The organism is Bauldia sp., from assembly GCF_020442045.1.
Lineage (GTDB): Bacteria > Pseudomonadota > Alphaproteobacteria > Rhizobiales > Kaistiaceae > Bauldia.
Window position 1 is genome coordinate 14,333 of record NZ_JAGRLA010000006.1, and the last position, 15,364, is coordinate 29,696.

Annotated in this window: 17 protein-coding genes; 9 read left to right on the forward strand and 8 right to left on the reverse strand. The window is 66.3% G+C overall.

Translation table 11 applies throughout. The features are described from left to right. Nucleotides 1-54: 54 nt before the first annotated feature. The gene (locus KDJ86_RS00685) at nt 55-1,257 is read right to left on the reverse strand and encodes a pyridoxal phosphate-dependent aminotransferase (protein WP_291741565.1); all 1,203 of its coding nucleotides are present in this window, start codon (nt 1,255-1,257) and stop codon (nt 55-57) included. Nucleotides 1,258-1,446: 189 nt separating this feature from the next. Between KDJ86_RS00685 and KDJ86_RS00690 the strand changes: the two genes are divergently transcribed. Both KDJ86_RS00690 and KDJ86_RS00695 read left to right on the forward strand, forming a co-directional pair. Next, nucleotides 1,447-2,745 carry an NAD(P)H-dependent oxidoreductase gene (locus KDJ86_RS00690; protein ID WP_291741567.1) on the forward strand — a complete coding sequence of 433 codons (1,299 nt, stop codon included), beginning with the start codon at nt 1,447-1,449 and terminating at the stop codon, nt 2,743-2,745. Nucleotides 2,746-2,858: 113 nt separating this feature from the next. Further along, complete coding sequence (locus tag KDJ86_RS00695) at nt 2,859-3,494, forward strand: glutathione S-transferase family protein (protein ID WP_291741570.1); 636 nt, start codon at nt 2,859-2,861, stop codon at nt 3,492-3,494. 11 nt (nt 3,495-3,505) lie between these two features. Here the strand turns inward: KDJ86_RS00695 and KDJ86_RS00700 are convergent, their stop codons facing one another. The 4 genes from KDJ86_RS00700 to KDJ86_RS00715 form a co-directional block, all read right to left on the reverse strand. Continuing rightward, nucleotides 3,506-4,081 (reverse strand): YdeI/OmpD-associated family protein, encoded by a 576-nt coding sequence (locus tag KDJ86_RS00700; RefSeq protein ID WP_291741573.1) that lies wholly within the window; start codon nt 4,079-4,081, stop codon nt 3,506-3,508. A gap of 113 nt (nt 4,082-4,194) precedes the next feature. Next, a complete protein-coding gene (locus tag KDJ86_RS00705; RefSeq protein ID WP_291741575.1) occupies nt 4,195-4,791 on the reverse strand; it encodes an SRPBCC family protein in 597 nt (198 codons plus the stop codon). A gap of 201 nt (nt 4,792-4,992) precedes the next feature. Next, on the reverse strand, nt 4,993-5,982 hold the full coding sequence (locus KDJ86_RS00710; protein ID WP_291741577.1) for a substrate-binding domain-containing protein: 990 nt from the start codon (nt 5,980-5,982) through the stop codon (nt 4,993-4,995). Nucleotides 5,983-6,017: 35 nt separating this feature from the next. Next, a complete protein-coding gene (locus KDJ86_RS00715; RefSeq protein WP_291741581.1) occupies nt 6,018-6,998 on the reverse strand; it encodes an NAD-dependent epimerase/dehydratase family protein in 981 nt (326 codons plus the stop codon). A 335-nt stretch (nt 6,999-7,333) separates the two neighbouring features. Between KDJ86_RS00715 and KDJ86_RS00720 the strand changes: the two genes are divergently transcribed. Continuing rightward, nucleotides 7,334-7,699 (forward strand): winged helix-turn-helix domain-containing protein, encoded by a 366-nt coding sequence (locus KDJ86_RS00720; protein ID WP_291741583.1) that lies wholly within the window; start codon nt 7,334-7,336, stop codon nt 7,697-7,699. Nucleotides 7,700-7,844: 145 nt separating this feature from the next. Beyond that, on the forward strand, nt 7,845-8,447 hold the full coding sequence (locus KDJ86_RS00725; protein ID WP_291741586.1) for a DUF922 domain-containing protein: 603 nt from the start codon (nt 7,845-7,847) through the stop codon (nt 8,445-8,447). A gap of 140 nt (nt 8,448-8,587) precedes the next feature. On the opposite strand, the gene KDJ86_RS00730 is transcribed toward KDJ86_RS00725, so the two are convergent. Continuing rightward, nucleotides 8,588-8,941, reverse strand: coding sequence for a septal ring lytic transglycosylase RlpA family protein (locus KDJ86_RS00730; protein WP_291741658.1), 354 nt, complete (start codon nt 8,939-8,941; stop codon nt 8,588-8,590). Nucleotides 8,942-9,268: 327 nt separating this feature from the next. Here KDJ86_RS00730 and KDJ86_RS00735 point away from each other — a divergent pair, with 327 nt between their 5' ends. Further along, the gene (locus tag KDJ86_RS00735) at nt 9,269-10,123 is read left to right on the forward strand and encodes a hypothetical protein (protein WP_291741589.1); all 855 of its coding nucleotides are present in this window, start codon (nt 9,269-9,271) and stop codon (nt 10,121-10,123) included. 214 nt (nt 10,124-10,337) lie between these two features. On the opposite strand, the gene KDJ86_RS00740 is transcribed toward KDJ86_RS00735, so the two are convergent. Then, nucleotides 10,338-11,123: a DUF72 domain-containing protein gene (locus KDJ86_RS00740; protein ID WP_291741592.1), complete on the reverse strand. Its 786-nt coding sequence runs from the start codon at nt 11,121-11,123 to the stop codon at nt 10,338-10,340. Nucleotides 11,124-11,250: 127 nt separating this feature from the next. Between KDJ86_RS00740 and KDJ86_RS00745 the strand changes: the two genes are divergently transcribed. Next, nucleotides 11,251-12,123, forward strand: coding sequence for a DUF4231 domain-containing protein (locus KDJ86_RS00745; protein ID WP_291741596.1), 873 nt, complete (start codon nt 11,251-11,253; stop codon nt 12,121-12,123). A 21-nt stretch (nt 12,124-12,144) separates the two neighbouring features. On the opposite strand, the gene KDJ86_RS00750 is transcribed toward KDJ86_RS00745, so the two are convergent. Further along, a complete protein-coding gene (locus KDJ86_RS00750) occupies nt 12,145-12,348 on the reverse strand; it encodes a hypothetical protein (protein ID WP_291741598.1) in 204 nt (67 codons plus the stop codon). Nucleotides 12,349-12,442: 94 nt separating this feature from the next. Between KDJ86_RS00750 and KDJ86_RS00755 the strand changes: the two genes are divergently transcribed. The 3 genes from KDJ86_RS00755 (at nt 12,443) to KDJ86_RS00765 (ending at nt 15,301) form a co-directional block, all read left to right on the forward strand. Further along, nucleotides 12,443-13,342 carry a LysR substrate-binding domain-containing protein gene (locus tag KDJ86_RS00755; protein ID WP_291741600.1) on the forward strand — a complete coding sequence of 300 codons (900 nt, stop codon included), beginning with the start codon at nt 12,443-12,445 and terminating at the stop codon, nt 13,340-13,342. An 86-nt stretch (nt 13,343-13,428) separates the two neighbouring features. Further along, the gene (locus KDJ86_RS00760; RefSeq protein WP_291741602.1) at nt 13,429-14,868 is read left to right on the forward strand and encodes an MFS transporter; all 1,440 of its coding nucleotides are present in this window, start codon (nt 13,429-13,431) and stop codon (nt 14,866-14,868) included. Then, nucleotides 14,861-15,301: a YybH family protein gene (locus tag KDJ86_RS00765; RefSeq protein WP_291741605.1), complete on the forward strand. Its 441-nt coding sequence runs from the start codon at nt 14,861-14,863 to the stop codon at nt 15,299-15,301. The genes KDJ86_RS00760 and KDJ86_RS00765 overlap by 8 nt, the downstream gene beginning before the upstream one ends. Nucleotides 15,302-15,364 lie beyond the last annotated feature (63 nt).

Below are 15,364 nucleotides of genomic sequence, written 5' to 3' on the forward strand. Positions count from 1 at the left end.
TGATCTACCGCGCGACCGGCCGCCGTTGCGGCGAACCGGAATCCGGGAGCGCGCCTAGCGCAATCCCGCGCAGAAGCGCTGAATGCGGTGGCAGGCCTCTTCCAGCGCCTCGTTCGACACGGCGTAGGAGATGCGGAAGAAGGGCGACAGGCCGAAGGCCGAACCGTGGACAACCGCGACGCCTTCCTCTTCGAGCAGCGCGGTGACGAAGTCCTCGTCGGTCGCGAGCGTCTTGCCGCTGTTGGTGGTCTTGCCGAGCGTGCCCTCGCAGGACGGGAAGACGTAGAAGGCGCCTTCCGGCTTCAGGCAGGTGATCCCGGCCGCCTGGTTGAGCATCGACACGACGAGGTCGCGCCGCTCCCGGAAGATTTCGCAGTTCCTGGGAATGAAGTCCTGCGGCCCGTTCAGTGCCTCGACGGCGGCCCATTGCGAGATCGACGACGGGTTGGTGGTCGACTGCGACTGGAGCTTGGCCATCGCCTTGACCAGCATCGTCGGGCCGGCTGCGTAGCCAATCCGCCAGCCGGTCATCGCATAGGCCTTGGACACGCCGTTGAGCGTCAGCGCCCGCGCCTTGAGCCCCGGCTCGACCTCGACCGGCGTCGTGAAGACGAAGTCGTCGTAGATCAGGTGCTCGTACATGTCGTCGGTCAGCACCCAGACGTGCTCGTGCTTCATCAGCACGTCGGTCAGCGCCTTCAGCTCGTCGCGTGAATAGGCGGCGCCGGAGGGGTTCGACGGCGAGTTGAGGATCAGCCACTTGGTCTGCGGCGTGATCGCCGCCTCGAGCGCTTCCGCCGTCAGCTTGAATTCCGCCTCGGCGGACGTCGGGACGATCACCGGCGTCGCGCCGGCCAGCGACACGATTTCCGGATAGCTCACCCAATAGGGCGCGGGGATGATCACCTCGTCGCCGGGGTTGAGCGTCGCCATCAGCGCGTTGAATAGCACCTGCTTGCCGCCCGTCCCGACGCTGATCTCGGACGGCGCGTAGTCGAGGTGGTTCTCGCGCTTCAGCTTGGCGGCGATCGCCGCCTTGAGCTCGGGAATGCCGTCGATCGCCGTGTATTTGGTCTTGCCCTCGCGGATCGCCCGGATCGCCGCCTCCTTGATGTTCTCCGGCGTGTCGAAATCCGGTTCACCGGCGCCGAGGCCGATGACGTCGCGGCCCGCGGCGCGCAATTCCCGAGCCTTGTCGGTGACCGCGATGGTCGCCGACGGCTTGATGCGCGACAGGGAGTCGGCAAGGAAACCCATTGGTCTGTGCTCCATTGGCGGAAGGGCGCGCGGACCCTAGTGCGGTGCAGCGGGAATCTCAAGCGCGGCGTACGTCGCGGGCTCCCATGGCGCCCATTGTCGGCCCGAAGCCGCTCCGATCACTCGACGCGGCGGCCGAATTCGTGGCATGGGGTCTTTTCCTCCCCTCCAATGGACAGACACCCGACCATGAATCTCGCCCGCCTCGCCGCCGAACGTTCCGCCAGCAAGGGTCCGATCGGCGTCGCCGTCATCGGCGCCGGCAAATTCGGCTCCATGTTCCTCTCCCAGGCGCCGACCTCCCCCGGCTTCCGGATCAACGTGATTGCCGATCTCGACGTCGAGCGGGCGCGGGACGCCTGCCGCCAAGTCGGCTGGGATGAGGATCGGATCGCCGCCTGCGCCTTCACCGAGGACGGCGCCGAGGCTATCGGCCGGGACGATGTCGAGGTGGTGGTCGAGGTCACCGGGAATCCGGCCGCGGGCATTCGCCATGCGCTGACCGCGATCGACGCCGGCAAGCACATCGTCATGGTCAATGTCGAGGCCGACGTCCTCGCCGGCCCGGCGCTCGCCGCGCGGGCGCGGTCGGCCGGCATCGTCTATTCGATGGCCTATGGCGACCAGCCCGCCCTCGTCGCCGAACTGGTCGACTGGGCGCGCGCCACCGGCTTCCAGGTCATCGCCGCCGGCAAGGGCACCAAGTATCTGCCGGATTACCACGCCGTCACTCCCGACGGCGTCTGGCAGCATTATGGGCTCGATCCCGCCCGCGCCCGGGCGGCGGGCATGAACCCGCAGATGTTCAATTCCTTCCTCGACGGCACCAAGTCGTCGATCGAGATGGCGGCCATCGCCAATGCCACCGGCCTCGCCGTCCCCTCCGACGGTCTTCTCTTCCCGCCCTGCGGTGTCGACGACCTGCCGGCGATCCTCAAGCCCAAGACCGACGGCGGCGTTCTCGAAGGCAAAGGCATGGTCGAGGTCGTCTCGTCGCTCAATCGCGACGGCAGCGTCGTCGAGCGCGACCTGCGCTGGGGCGTCTACGTCGTCATCGAGGCGACCAACGACTACACCGCGAGCTGCTTCGAGCAATATGGCATGCGCACCGACGCCTCCGGCCGCTTCGCCGCGCTCTACCGCCCCTACCACCTGATCGGCCTGGAGCTCGGCGTGTCGGTCCTGTCTGCCGCGCTGCGCGGCGAGCCGACCGGCGCGACCACCAGCTTCAGGGGTGACGCGGTCGCCGTCGCCAAGCGCGGCCTCAAGGCCGGCGAGCGCCTCGATGGCGAAGGCGGCTATACGGTCTGGGGCAAGCTGTGGCCGGCGGCGCGGAGCCTCGCCCACGAAGCCCTGCCGATCGGCCTCGCCCATGGCGTGACCCTCAATCGCGACATCGCCGAGGGCGAGGCGGTCCGCTGGTCGGATGTCGCGATCGGCGACAACCAGGCCGTCAGCCTCCGCCGCGAAGCCGAGGGAATGGCGTAAGCCGCCACCTCACCGTTCGATTCCGCTGATGAATCCCCCGCGCGATTCGAATTGGATCGCGCGGGGCGCCGGCGCTACGGTCGACGCGAAGACGTGAATGGGAGAGGTGCCTCATGACCGACGGCCACGTGCTCTATTCGATGGCGGCTTCCGGCAACTGCTACAAGGTCCGCCTCCTCCTCCATATCCTCGGCATCCCCTTCCGGCTGGTCGAGACCGACTCGCGGACCGGGGTCACCCGGACTCCCGAATTCCTCGCCCTCAATCCGAACGGCCGCGTCCCGCTCCTCGTCCTGCCGGATGGCCGCCGGCTTTCGGAATCGAACGCGATGCTGCTCTACCTGGCCGAGGGCGGCCCGTACCTGCCGAGCGACCGTTACGACCGGGCGGTCTGCTATCAGTGGCTCTTCTTCGAGCAATACGAGCACGAGCCGACGGTTGCCGTCGCCCGCTCCTGGCTCCACGTCTACGAGGACCGCAAGGGCAAGGCGACGGCGGAGCAGATCGCCGGCTGGCACGAGAAGGGCAACCGCGCGCTTGGTGTCATGGAGGCCCGCCTCGCCGACCATGACTGGCTCGCCGGCGGCGGCTATTCGGTCGCCGACATCGCGCTCTATGCCTACACCCATGTCGCCCATGAAGGTGGCTTCGACCTTGCGCCTTATCCCGGCATCCGCGCCTGGCTCGACCGCATCGCGAGCCGGCCTGGCCATGTCGGGATGGAATGGCGGCCGGAAGGCGTGACCTGATCGGTTCCGCTTCAGTGGAAGCGCTCGCCGCGCTCGAGCTGGGCAAGGATTTGCGACATCCTCCTGGCGCGCGTCTCGGGGCGTTTGGCCGTGTGGAGCCGATAGTAGATCGGAAAGAGATTCTTCCGGTCCAGCGTCTCGAAGAAGGCCTTGGCGGCCGGCATTTCCTCCAGCGCATCCAGGAAGTCTTGCGGGATGGTCATGGTGGCCGATCCTTCGTAGGCGCTGTCCCATCGACCATCGGCCTTTGCAGCCTCGACATGGGCGAGGCCCGCCGGCGTCATTCGCCCCTCGGCGATGAGCCTGGCCGCATGTTCGCGGTTCCTGGCCGACCAGTTCGACTTCCGCTTCCGAGGCGTCAGGCGTTGCAGATAGGAAGCCTCGTCCAGCGGCAGCTTCTGTCCGTCGATCCAGCCGAAGCGAATGGCTTCGATCACGCAGTCGCTCCACGTCACCGATGGCGTGCCGGATCCCTTCTTGAAGATCTGCACCCAGATCCCGCTGCTGCGCTGATGATGGCTCGTCAGCCATTCGCTCAGTTCGGGAGCGTTCCGGAAGGCGATCGAATCCTGGGCGCTCTTGGACATGGCTTGAGACTAGCAGTGCCGGGAACACGTCGGAAGCGAACGGACTGAAGCGATGCGAGCGCGCTTCATCGATTGGGTCCGGACCCCGGTCCCTCCCCGGTTCGCGCGTCGGATCACTCTCCGTCCGGCGTCTCCGGCGGGGCTTCCGCAAGCGCCTTCAGCTTGGCGAGGCCGTGCTCGAAATCGGCGCCGACCGCTTCGTCGATGCTGGCGCCGAAATAGCGCGCGATCGGATTGAGGCCGAGATCGGTCGAGAAATCCCAGGTGACGACCGACCCCGCCCCCTTCGCCGCGACGGCAAGCGAGGTTTCCGCCGTCCCCTGGTCGGCGAATTCGACCGCGATCGCCACCTCCTCGCCCGGTTCGATCGCCGTTATCGTCATCGATCCCGACCCGACATCCGGCGTCTCGCTCATCCAGTGGAACGTCTGGCCGACGCCGTCGGTCGGACCGGTGAAGGTATAGGTGGCTTGCGGATCCCGCTCGAACCACGGCGACCATTCATTGAACTGGCGGAGGTCGCCGACCAGCGGGAACACGTCGGACGGCGGCGCCGCGATCTCGGTCGACCGGCTCACCACGCGATGGCGCGGCATCAGGAAGCCCCCGGCGAGTGCCAGCACGATCAGCGCCGCAAGCCCGATCGCGACCCAGCCAACGATCTTCTTCTTGCTTGTGTTGCTGTTGGGGTTCTCGTCGTTTGTCGTCATCGCCTTCCCCGCCGCATTTCCCCCCGCGGCCCGATTCGACCGGCAAGGCATGATAGTCCGGCGCGGCGGATCGTCGTCATTCCCCTTGGCACAAAAAAAGGGAGGCGCCGAGGCGCCTCCAGTTTCCGTTCCGTCGGGTTCTCATCCATCGGATGAGCTCGGGCGGGGCCGGCGGTCATGCCGTCCCCGGATTCGGATCATTCATCGGGTCAGGCAGCGATCGGCATTCTCCGGCGCGCACTGGTCGATCCCGACATAGGTCGGGTCGTCGACCTCCTTCTCCCTGATCAGCTGAATGAGGATGTCGGGGGCCTGCTGCCCCAGTTCAACGGGACGCTGCCCGATCTGGCCGTGGCTGTTCCCGGCCTTGAGCGCCGCCATTTGCGGCGGCAGCGTATCGCCGGCGATCACCACCAGCTTGCGGCTGTCGAGCCGATCCCTGAACTTGCTGGCGAGCTGCGCATAGGCCGGCGCCGAGAACTGCGCCCAACCGCCAACAGGAATAAAGGCGCCGAGTTCCGGATTGGCGTCGACGATCGTCTCCATCTGGTCGATCGCGACGTCGATCCGCTCTTCGCTATAGACCGGGCAGCCGGCGATTTCCGACCAGCCGTTGGTGTCCTCCAGGCGGCCGGTGCCGGGCTCGCCGCCGATCGCGTCGCGGAAGCCCTGGGCGCGCGCCGAGATCTTCTCGTTCCACTTGATCCCGAGCTGCAGGCAGACCGTGCCGCCATCCGGCTTGTACTTCATCAGGAGCTTGGCCATCAGCACGCCGATCTCATGGTTGTCGGTGCCCAGAAACGTCTTGCGCAGATAGCGATGGCCGATACCGAAATCGGTGTCGTAGGTGATGATCGGCATCGACGGCGATTTGGCGAGGATCGCCCGCGCCATCGCCGATGGATCGCTCGGCGCGACGGCGATCGCGGCGGCGCCGGAATCGATCAGCTTCTCGACGATCTGGATCTGCCCGGCGCTGTCGGAGCTCATCTCGGGTCCCGAGCTGACGCATTCATAATCCGACTTGGCGTTCTTCTCGTTCCAATCCTTGCAGCCCTTGGCGACAGCGGCGAAAAACGGATTGTCGAGGCCCTTCACGACCACGGCGAGGGTCTGCTTCTCGGCCATCGCGGGAGGCGCCGCGCAAAGGAGCGCCGCGGCGGCGATCAGCAGCACTCCCTTCTTCCTCATCCCAGTTCCCATCGCTCGGCCCGGTCCGTTTCGCATCAACCCGGATACCACACCTTGCGCGGGTCGTCCGGCTCCCGCTGGTAGGTCCAGGCGGCCTCGATCAACCTCGCGAGGTCGTATTGCGGGCGCCAGCCGAGGTCGAACTTCGCCTTGCTGTTGTCCATCCAGTTGGACTGGTACGAGCTCGGAATCCGGATCGAATCCAGCCCGCGGGTGCGGCGCAGATAGTCGGCGACCTCGCCATAGTCCACCGGCCGGTCCATGCACACGTTGTAAAGCTCGCGTTCGGCGCGGGGATTGTCGATCGCCGCCATGATCGCCTCGATCAGGTCGTCGACATGAACGAAATTGCGCCTGAGCGGCCGATCGTCGGCGTCGAGCAGCAACGGCACCGTTCCGTTCTGGTGATACCGCTCCGCATCCTCCGCCGGCACCATCGTCTTCCAGTCGGGTCCGCCGAAGACATCATCGCCGAAGGACAGCGTGTATCTGAAGTCGTCCTTCTCCATGATCCACGGCGCCCGCAGGCAGCAGTGGTTGATCCCGTATTGGATGCCGAACTGCTCGAGCATCACCTCCTCGAGCACCTTCGACAGCGCATAGCATCCGGGATAGGCCATATGCGGCGCCTTCTCGGTCAGCGGCCCGTCGTGCCGGTAGAAGAAATGGCCGACGGCCGCGTCGCCGCCGATCAGCACGAACTGCCGGGCGCTGTGGCTTTGCCGGAAGGCTTCGAGCATCCAGAACAGGCCCTTGACGGTGACGTCCATCACGTCGTCGGGCGTCTCCTTGCAGGTCGCGAGGTGGACGACATGGGTGACGCCGTCGATCGCCCGCTCCACCACGGCACGGTCGGAGATCGAGCCCTTGACCACCTCGACGCGCTCGCCCGCGTCGATCGTCCGGTTGTGGCACAGGGCACGGACGCGGGCGCCGCCATGGGACGGATCGGCAAGCAGGCGGCGAATAAACGCCCGTCCGACCTTGCCGGTCGCGCCGGTCACCAGCATCAGCATTCGAGGTCCTCCCGGCGGACTACCTAATAAGGTTGAGGTACGCCCGTCAAGAAAATTCATCGTACAAATTCTCCCTCTTCCTCCGGTCCCGTCGCAACGGCCCGGATCGGCCGGCGGGCTCAATTGACGGCTGTCCGGATGGTCGGCTAGTCGCTAAGCTGGCTCGCCGAGCCGCCGGCAACGCTCCCGGCGGGAAGGACGACGGGAAATTGCCGGCGCGCCGCCGCCGGAGGGGGGATTGTCGAGGATGGCCTTGCTCGAATTCACCAATATCTCGAAGCATTCCGGCGCGATCGAATCCGCTTGGTAGGGCTTGCGCGAAGGAGGCGAGTGACGTGGCCCAGTTCGCGAATATCACCGAGGGCCTTCGCTTTCGCGTCGTCCTCAAGCCCGGCGTCGCGATTGGCCCGGGCAAGGCGAATCTCCTCGAGGCGATCCGCGACACCCGGTCGCTGACCGCCGCGGCGAGCCGCTTCGATATGAGCTACAAGCGCGGCTGGAGCCTCGTCCAGGAGCTCAACGCCGCCTTCCGCGCCCCGCTCGTCGAGACCGAGAAGGGCGGTTCGGGTGGCGGCGGCGGCGCACGCCTCACCGAGCTCGGCGAATTCGTGCTCACCCGCTATCGTCAGATGGAAGCGGACGCGGAGCGGGCGATCGAGGCCGGTGTCGCCGATCTCAGGCAGCACCTCGCGACGCGTTGACCTACCTCCCGTTGCGCTTCCCTTTCCCGCCGGGCGCTACCTGAGACATGTCGAACACACCTGGCGCAAAACCTGAGAAGCCGGGCGCCATCGGGGGTTTCCTTTTCTCGCGGTCTGTCTAGACTCCGGGTCGGGAGCTGAGAGCATGGTCGTCATCACCCGTTCATATCGGCGCGCGGCGCGGATCGCGGTGTCGGTCGCACTGGCGGCTGGCATCGCCACGTCGGCATGGGCCGGTGTCAAGACCTCCACCCAGTACCGCTCATACTATGTCAGCGGATCGACGGCCCGTTCGCTCGTCTCCTATATGCGATCGCATCCCTTCCGCGGTGATCGCGGCGACGCGGTCGCCAACGTCCGGCCGAACTACCGCCTGTCGATGGCGACCAAGTCAAGCGGTGGCACATGCCGCGCAAGCGCGGTCAACCTCCACATCGCTTTCACCATGACCCTGCCAAGGGCGCGCAGCGAATCGGCCATGGCGTCGAGCACCCGCAACGCATGGCGGAGCTTCGTCTCCTTCGCCAAGCGGCACGAATCGACCCACCGCAACATCTATATCCAGTGCGGTAACAGCTTCGTTGCCAAGGCCCAGCGGATGACCAACAAGAGCTGCGGCGCGCTGCAGGCCTCGATCCGGCGTCTGCTGGAATCGGAAAAGCGCTCCTGCGAGGCGAAGCAGCGCGCCTTCGACCGCCGCGACTATGGCCGCGTCAGGAATCTCAGTCTGTTCAGGATGGGACGATAGTCCCGGCAACGAAGGCCATGGCCTTCGTCACCGGGACGCTCGCGCTCGGTCACGCCCCACACTTGCTCGCCGAGCAGCAACTCGTCCTGCGCGCCGGGACATTCAGGTGAAAGCGCGCGCGGCGCTTTCCCCGGAATCGCCTAGCGGCAGTTTCCGGACAGCTTCCCCTTGCCGCCGACGACCGTCAGCTTCACGGGGGCAACGCCCGAATGGATCATTCCAATCTTCTCCGCCGCGCCCTGGGTGAGATCGATCACCCGGCCGCCGGCAAAGGGACCCCGGTCGTTGATACGCACGATGACCGAACGCCCATTGGCGAGATTCTCGACCCGGACCTTGGTTCCGAAGGGGAGGCTCCGGTGTGCGGCGGCGAGTGCCCGGGCATTCATCTTCTCGCCGCTCGCGGTCTTCGTTCCCATCTTGTACCAGGAGGCCTTGCCGCACTGGCTGGCTGCTTCGGCCTGGCCTGTCAAACCAACCATCGCGACACTCATTGCGATGGCCACTCCAAACGCGCCGATGCGCGAATTCACAAACCCCACTCTGATATTTCCTTTTCCGAGAACCGCATCAAACAAACCCCCGATGCGTCCCCCAGGCCCCAATCCGCTCCGCGGCGAATGACGACGAAGCGACCGGCGCTTTCTTCTGGCGGAATGGGGCACGAATGCGGCCCGGGGGTCACCATTGGCAACAGGCCGACAGGTTCCGTGATCGCCCTGTTTGGAAACGCATGCGGAACGTTAAGAAGACGTCATTTGACTGGCATCGCCCGATTGTCTCTGTTTGCCCTCCGAAATCACCGAAGGAGGAGACGGCCGATGACCCTTGATCGCAGGCATTTGCTGCAGATCGCCGCGACTGGCGCGGCCGGGCTGGTGATCGGCGGGCGCCATGCCTTCGCCGTAGCCGGGCCGATCGACGCGATCGCCGACGACACGGTCTCCCATTTCGGCCGGCTCGGCTTCGGCCAGGTTCCGCCGCTCGGCCTGATCACCGGCGACGAATACAACGACGGCCTCCGCTACGATGAAACCCGTCCTGAACCGCCGGTCGCTCCCGAGCTCGTCATCCAGCCGGTCGCGCGGGTCTCCGACATCGCCGAACGTGATCGGCCCGGCGTGCTCCCCGGCTTCAATATCATCGGCCTGCAGAAGCCGGGCCCGGCCGACGGCTCGCTGCTCGCCCTTCTCATCGACTTCCTGGTCAGGCGGCGCGGCCTCGATCCGAATCGGATGCTCTATGTCTCGACCGAAGAGCTCGCGCCGCATATCGAGCGCATCGACACGCTCGCCTCCGGAACCTTCTACGAGCGGTCGGCCGAAGAAGCGGTCGCGGCCGGCGACGGCTCGGGCGTCTTCGCGCCGCCGGGCCATCCGAATAGCCCGAATTTCCACTCCGTCGGTGTCTACTATCCGCTGCCGGGCACCGCGCCCGGCACACCGGCCGCCTATCCGCCCGACGGCTACATCGAGATCGCCGAGATCGGCATTCCGCTCGAGGGCGAGGGGGATCAGGCCGCCGGCATCGGTCTCGAGCGTCTGGCGCTGGCCGAGGGCGAGACGGTGCCCGACTTCGAAGAGACCCTGCTGAACCTCCTCCGGACGATCGAGGACGAAGCGGCGCGGACCGGCAAGCCCCTGCCCGACGGCTACACCAAGTTCGCCTCGCTCTGAGGCTCAGCCGGAACCGCAGAAAAGCCCGGGACGGCAGTTCAAATTGGATGGGGGCGCGATTGGAGGCGAGCGACGGTATGGCTTGGTCGCATCGGCAACCTTCGGCTTGGCCCCGTAACCCATCCACCGTCGTCCTCCGGTCAAGCCGGAGGACGACAACACAAACGGGGGAGAGGATGCGGGCGGCGGAAACGGTCGTTCGTGAGGAGGCGCCTCAGGCAACCCGCTCGATCAGCGCCATCGCCGCCGCCGGATTGCGGACCTTGGCGCCCGAGATCATGTAGAGAAAGACGTCCCGCGGTTCTTTCTCCACGACGGCCGTTCCGAAACACGGCAGGTCCTGCGGGCTGCCGCCGGCCGCCCAGGTCTTCGCCATGCCGGCAATGCGATCGAGTTCGGCGGGTTGATAGCCGGTCGGCACCGCCTCTGCGGTCTGCTGCAGCCGGGCATAGACGAAGTCGGCCGTCACGTCGGCGATCGCCGGATAGTCGTCCGATTCCGCATAGACCACGGCGACGCCATGCTTGCGCAGCAGGTCCACGCATTCCGGCGCCAGGAAGCTCCGATGCCGGACCTCGACGACGTGGCGAAGCCTCAACCCGTCCTTCTCCGCGGGCAGCAGCCCGAGGAAGGCGCCGAAGTCATCCGCGTCGAACCTCTTGAACGGCGCGAATTGCCAGAGGATCGGGCCGAGCTTGTCGCCAAGTTCGACCAGCCCCGAATTGAGGAACCAGTCGATTCCCTCGCCGGCCTCCGCCAGCACCTTCTTGTTGACCACGGCGCGGTGCCCCTTGAGCGAGAAGACGAAGCCGTCCGGCGTCTCCTCGCGCCACTTGGCGAAGCTCTTGGCCGATTGGGTCCGGTAGAAGGTGCCGTTGATCTCGATCGTCGTCAGGTGCTCGCCGGCATAGCGCAGTTCGTCGGCATGCTTCAGGCCTTCCGGATAGAAAGCCCCGCGCCAGGGCGCGAAGGTCCACCCGCCGATGCCAACCCGGATCATCCTTGCTGCCTCCCCTGCCCTCGCAAAAACCGGTCGATTCGGTCGCTCCGGGCGTCGCCGTGCCCGTCCGCCTTTGCTATAAGACCGCGCTTGTTCTTATGCGACCGAAAGACGGGGAACCACGGTCATGCCGGAGATGACCTATCCAGCCTTGTATCATTCCGCCGACAAGGCGGCAGCCCGTTTCCATCGCCTCTTCCTGGCGTTGATCGCGGGCGAGTATATCCTGCTCATCCTCGCCTCCGCCTTTCTGCTGATCCCCGAGGCCGACCGGCTCCTCCACGTCGCCTACGCCGTCATCTTCGTCGTCGCGATCGGCTTCCTCTCCTACCGCACGATTCGCAAGCCCGAGCAGGCCTGGGGTCTCACCCGGGCGATCGCCGAACAGGTGAAGTCCTACGCCTGGCGCTACGCGATGCGGGCGGAACCCTTCGAGGATAATGACAAGGCGCGCGCCAGCTTTCGCGACTACCTCAGGACCACCATGACCGGCCAGCACGATCTCGGCGCCCATGTCGCCGGCGGCAGGCCCGGCACCGAGGCGATCACCGCGGAGATGGACGAGATTCGCGCCGGCGACCTCGTCACCCGCCGCGACTATTATCGCGACAACCGGCTCGGCGATCAGGTGGACTGGTACGCGCATAAGGCAGCCGGCAACCGCCGGGCGGGCCTCGCCTGGGTCACCGCCTGCATCATCGTGCTCCTCATCGGCTTCGTCGTGGCGCTGCTCAAGATCGTCTACCACCACGAGCTCGACCGCATCGCCATCGAGCCGCTGATCATCATCGCATCGTCGATCCTCGGCTGGATGCAGGCCAACAAGTACAACCAGCTCGCAGCGAGCTACACCATCGCCGCCTACGAGACCGGACTGATGCTCGGCCAGCTCGAGGAGACCGACACCGAGGAGGCCTTCGCCCGCCTCGTCGATGACGCCGAAACCACCTTCGCCCGCGAGAACCACCAATGGGCGGCGAAGCAGCAGGGCGGCCACTGACCGCCGGGCGTCACCGCATCTTCACCGCGAGGAACAGCGCGCCGCGGCCCTGAGCTCGGCCCGCATGCGCGGGAAGGGAATGTCCGCCAGCTCGCGGGCATTCATCGCCTTCAGCACCGGATGGGAAAGCGGATCCTCGGCCCAGCGGGCTTCGTCGCTGATCGGCTGCGGACGCCGTGAACGCGAATCCCGCCCGATCCATCGATTCAAGTTTATCGTGAACATGGCGTTCTCTCCGAGTTTGGTAACTCGGTCGAAATCAGCCATATTAGGGAAGTTTTCAATCGACCTTATGTGGCCATTGATATAGAAAATCTATATGCAAAACCTCAATCGCATCCATCTCAATGGCCTCCGCGCCGTCGAAGCCGTCGGGAGGCTCGGGTCGCTGCGCGCCGCCGCGGACGAGCTCGGCGTCTCGACCGGAGCGGTCAGTCAGCAGGTCATCAAGTGCGAGACGCAACTCGGCAAGGCCGTCTTCGACCGCACCAGCCGCGGCGTCGTGCCGGCCGCCTTCGGACGCGAGTTGCTCGGCCAGTTGACCAGCGGCTTCCGGATCCTCGACGGTGCGGTCGGCCTCTCCCACCGGCATTCGGATTCGATCCTCACCATCTCGGTCGCCCCGGTCCTCGCCTCCAAGTGGCTGGTCCCCCGGCTCGCCGACTACCAGCGCCAGCACCCCGATATCCAGGTCCGCCTCGATGCGTCGGTGACGATGGTCGACCCGGACGCATCGGACATCGACATTGCGCTCCGCGTCGGCAGGGGCGACTGGCCCGGCGTCGCGAGCGACTTCCTGCTGCCGCAGGAGGTTTTCCCGGTCTGCGCGCCGGACATGGCGGCGCGGATCCACGAGCCCCGCGACCTCCTCGCGCTGCCGATCGTCCGCGACGCCAATTCGTCGATCAGTTGGGACGTCTGGCTGAAGCCCTTCGGTCTCGCCGAGAAGGACCTCAAGGAGGGCAACACCTTCACAGACGCAGCACTCGCGCTTGACGCCGCGATCGCCGGCCAGGGCGTGATGCTCGCCTGGCAGACGCTCGCCCACTACGCCCTGTCGGTCGGCCAGCTCGTCGCCCCTTTCCCCGAGCGCGCGGCGACCGGCCTCGCCTACTGGCTGATCACCTCCTCGACCCGCCGCGAGACGCTCAAGGTCCGGGACTTCCGCAAATGGATCAAACTGGAGATCGCCGAGACGGCCGCGGCCTTCGGGGAGTAATCGGGGCTACTCGCCCACGGGTGCGCCGGTAGCCCGTCTGTGGCACAGTTGTTCCCTGACTCGCGCGAGCTCTCGGGAGGCGGACCATGGCGGACAAGGCGCTACCGGACAAGCAACGCGGTGAGACGCTGGGCAAGGCCGAGATGCTCGGGCTCGCGGCAATGGCCGTCGGCGTGTTCATCGTCGCCAACGACTTCACCGCGCTTTCCGTCGCGATCCCCGCCATCGAGAAGGATTTCGGCATCGACCTGACGACGGCCCAGTGGGTCATCAATGGCTATGCCATGGTCTTCGGCGTCCTCATCGTCACCGGCGGACGGCTCGCCGACATGTTCGGCCGCCGCCGCATCTTCTTCATCGGCGCCCTTGTCTTCGCCGTCGCTTCGACCCTGGGCGGCTTCGCCCCCAATGTCTGGGTCCTGCTTGCCGCGCGCTTCGTGATGGGGATCGGCGGCGCGATGATGTGGCCTGCCATCCTGGGCATGACCTACGGCCTGCTGCCCGACGGCAAGAAGGGCCTCGCCGGTGGCACCATCATGGGCGCGGCCGGCTTCGGTAACGCCGTCGGCCCGCTGATCGGCGGCACGTTGACCGACACGTTGAGCTGGCGCGGCATCTTCTTCCTGAACCTGCCGATCGCCGTCTTCGGCATTTTCGTCACCTGGCGGGTGGTGGCCGCCGACAGGGTCGGCGCCGGCGAGCGCAAGATCGACTATGGCGGCATCGCCGTGCTGTCGGCCGGCCTGATCGCGCTGCTGCTTGCCCTCGACGAAGGCACCGACATCGGCTGGCTCGACGTGCGGATCATCGGCCTCTTCGTCGTCGCCGCCCTCGCGCTTGTCGGCTTCGCCCTGGTCGAGCACCGCGCCGGCGAGCATGCCCTGGTGCCGCGCGACGTCCTCGACAACCGCGAATTCGCCGCCGCGGCGCTCGCCACCCTGCTGATGTCGGCGCTGTTCTTCGCCGCCCTGCTCTACCTGCCCCAGTTCATGATGAAGCGGCTCGACTATTCGGCGATCGAAGCGGGCGCGGGCCTCCTTCCGATGATGGGCGTCTTCGCCGTAACGTCCTTCATCGCCGGCCCCCTCTACAACCGGCTCGGCCCCAAGATCGTCGTCACCGCCGGGGCCGCGGCCCTTGCCGCCGGCATGTTCCTGCTGTCGCGTATCGCCGAAACGTCGCCCTTCACCGAGCTGATTCCCGGCATGGCGGTCCTCGGCGTGGGGGTCGGCCTCTTCTATTCCTCGATCACCACGGCCGGCATCTCCGCCCTCGACAAGTCGCGATCGAGTCTCGCCGGCGCGATCATCTATATGGCGCAGATCGCCGGCGGCTCGATCGGGCTCGGGCTCAACACCGCCATCGTCGTCAGCAATCCCGTCCTCGCCGACGGTATTTCGATCGCGTTCTTCGTCGATGGCTGCCTGGCGATCGGCGGGCTGCTGGTGGTGCTCTTCTTCGTCGGCGGCAGGATCGACGGCGAGCGCCTGGAAGAGATGGTCCATTACCACCGTGCCCATGGCTAGGCGCCTTCGCGCCCTTGCACTCCTCGCGGCGATGGCGTTCGCGACGCCCGCCGTCGCCGGCGACGCCGACGATATCCGCGCCCGGCTCGAGCAATGGACGGACGACTTCAACGCCGGACGGTCCGACGCCGTCTGCGACCTGTTTTCAGGCGAAGCCGTCTCCAACTATCGCGGCCAGCCGGAGCGAACCTATGACGAGATCTGTGGCCTGCTGAGGGATTCGATCGCCGATCCCGCCAACGACTTCCACTGTGAGCTCGAGATCCGCGAGATCATCGTCGAGGGCGATCTCGCCGTGGTGCGGCTGACCTGGACGCTGTTCATCTCGCCGCTCAACGTCACCAGCATCGAGCCCGGCATGGATGTCTTCCGCCGCGAGGCCGACGGCAAGTGGCGGATCATCCGCTACCTTGCCTATGAGGAAGAGCAATAGCCCTCATGCGCCTGACAACGGGCGCGACGAAAATCCGGCTTGCCGGATCCCGCTCTCCGGGAC

Coding starts and splice junctions, on each gene's coding strand:
- KDJ86_RS00685 (WP_291741565.1), bottom strand. CDS start 1,257: ATGGGTTTCCTTGCCGACTCCCTGTCGCGCATCAAGCCGTCGGCGACC.
- KDJ86_RS00690 (WP_291741567.1), top strand. CDS start 1,447: ATGAATCTCGCCCGCCTCGCCGCCGAACGTTCCGCCAGCAAGGGTCCG.
- KDJ86_RS00695 (WP_291741570.1), top strand. CDS start 2,859: ATGACCGACGGCCACGTGCTCTATTCGATGGCGGCTTCCGGCAACTGC.
- KDJ86_RS00700 (WP_291741573.1), bottom strand. CDS start 4,081: ATGTCCAAGAGCGCCCAGGATTCGATCGCCTTCCGGAACGCTCCCGAA.
- KDJ86_RS00705 (WP_291741575.1), bottom strand. CDS start 4,791: ATGACGACAAACGACGAGAACCCCAACAGCAACACAAGCAAGAAGAAG.
- KDJ86_RS00710 (WP_291741577.1), bottom strand. CDS start 5,982: ATGAGGAAGAAGGGAGTGCTGCTGATCGCCGCCGCGGCGCTCCTTTGC.
- KDJ86_RS00715 (WP_291741581.1), bottom strand. CDS start 6,998: ATGCTGATGCTGGTGACCGGCGCGACCGGCAAGGTCGGACGGGCGTTT.
- KDJ86_RS00725 (WP_291741586.1), top strand. CDS start 7,845: ATGGTCGTCATCACCCGTTCATATCGGCGCGCGGCGCGGATCGCGGTG.
- KDJ86_RS00730 (WP_291741658.1), bottom strand. CDS start 8,941: ATGAGTGTCGCGATGGTTGGTTTGACAGGCCAGGCCGAAGCAGCCAGC.
- KDJ86_RS00735 (WP_291741589.1), top strand. CDS start 9,269: ATGACCCTTGATCGCAGGCATTTGCTGCAGATCGCCGCGACTGGCGCG.
- KDJ86_RS00740 (WP_291741592.1), bottom strand. CDS start 11,123: ATGATCCGGGTTGGCATCGGCGGGTGGACCTTCGCGCCCTGGCGCGGG.
- KDJ86_RS00745 (WP_291741596.1), top strand. CDS start 11,251: ATGCCGGAGATGACCTATCCAGCCTTGTATCATTCCGCCGACAAGGCG.
- KDJ86_RS00750 (WP_291741598.1), bottom strand. CDS start 12,348: ATGTTCACGATAAACTTGAATCGATGGATCGGGCGGGATTCGCGTTCA.
- KDJ86_RS00755 (WP_291741600.1), top strand. CDS start 12,443: ATGCAAAACCTCAATCGCATCCATCTCAATGGCCTCCGCGCCGTCGAA.
- KDJ86_RS00760 (WP_291741602.1), top strand. CDS start 13,429: ATGGCGGACAAGGCGCTACCGGACAAGCAACGCGGTGAGACGCTGGGC.
- KDJ86_RS00765 (WP_291741605.1), top strand. CDS start 14,861: ATGGCTAGGCGCCTTCGCGCCCTTGCACTCCTCGCGGCGATGGCGTTC.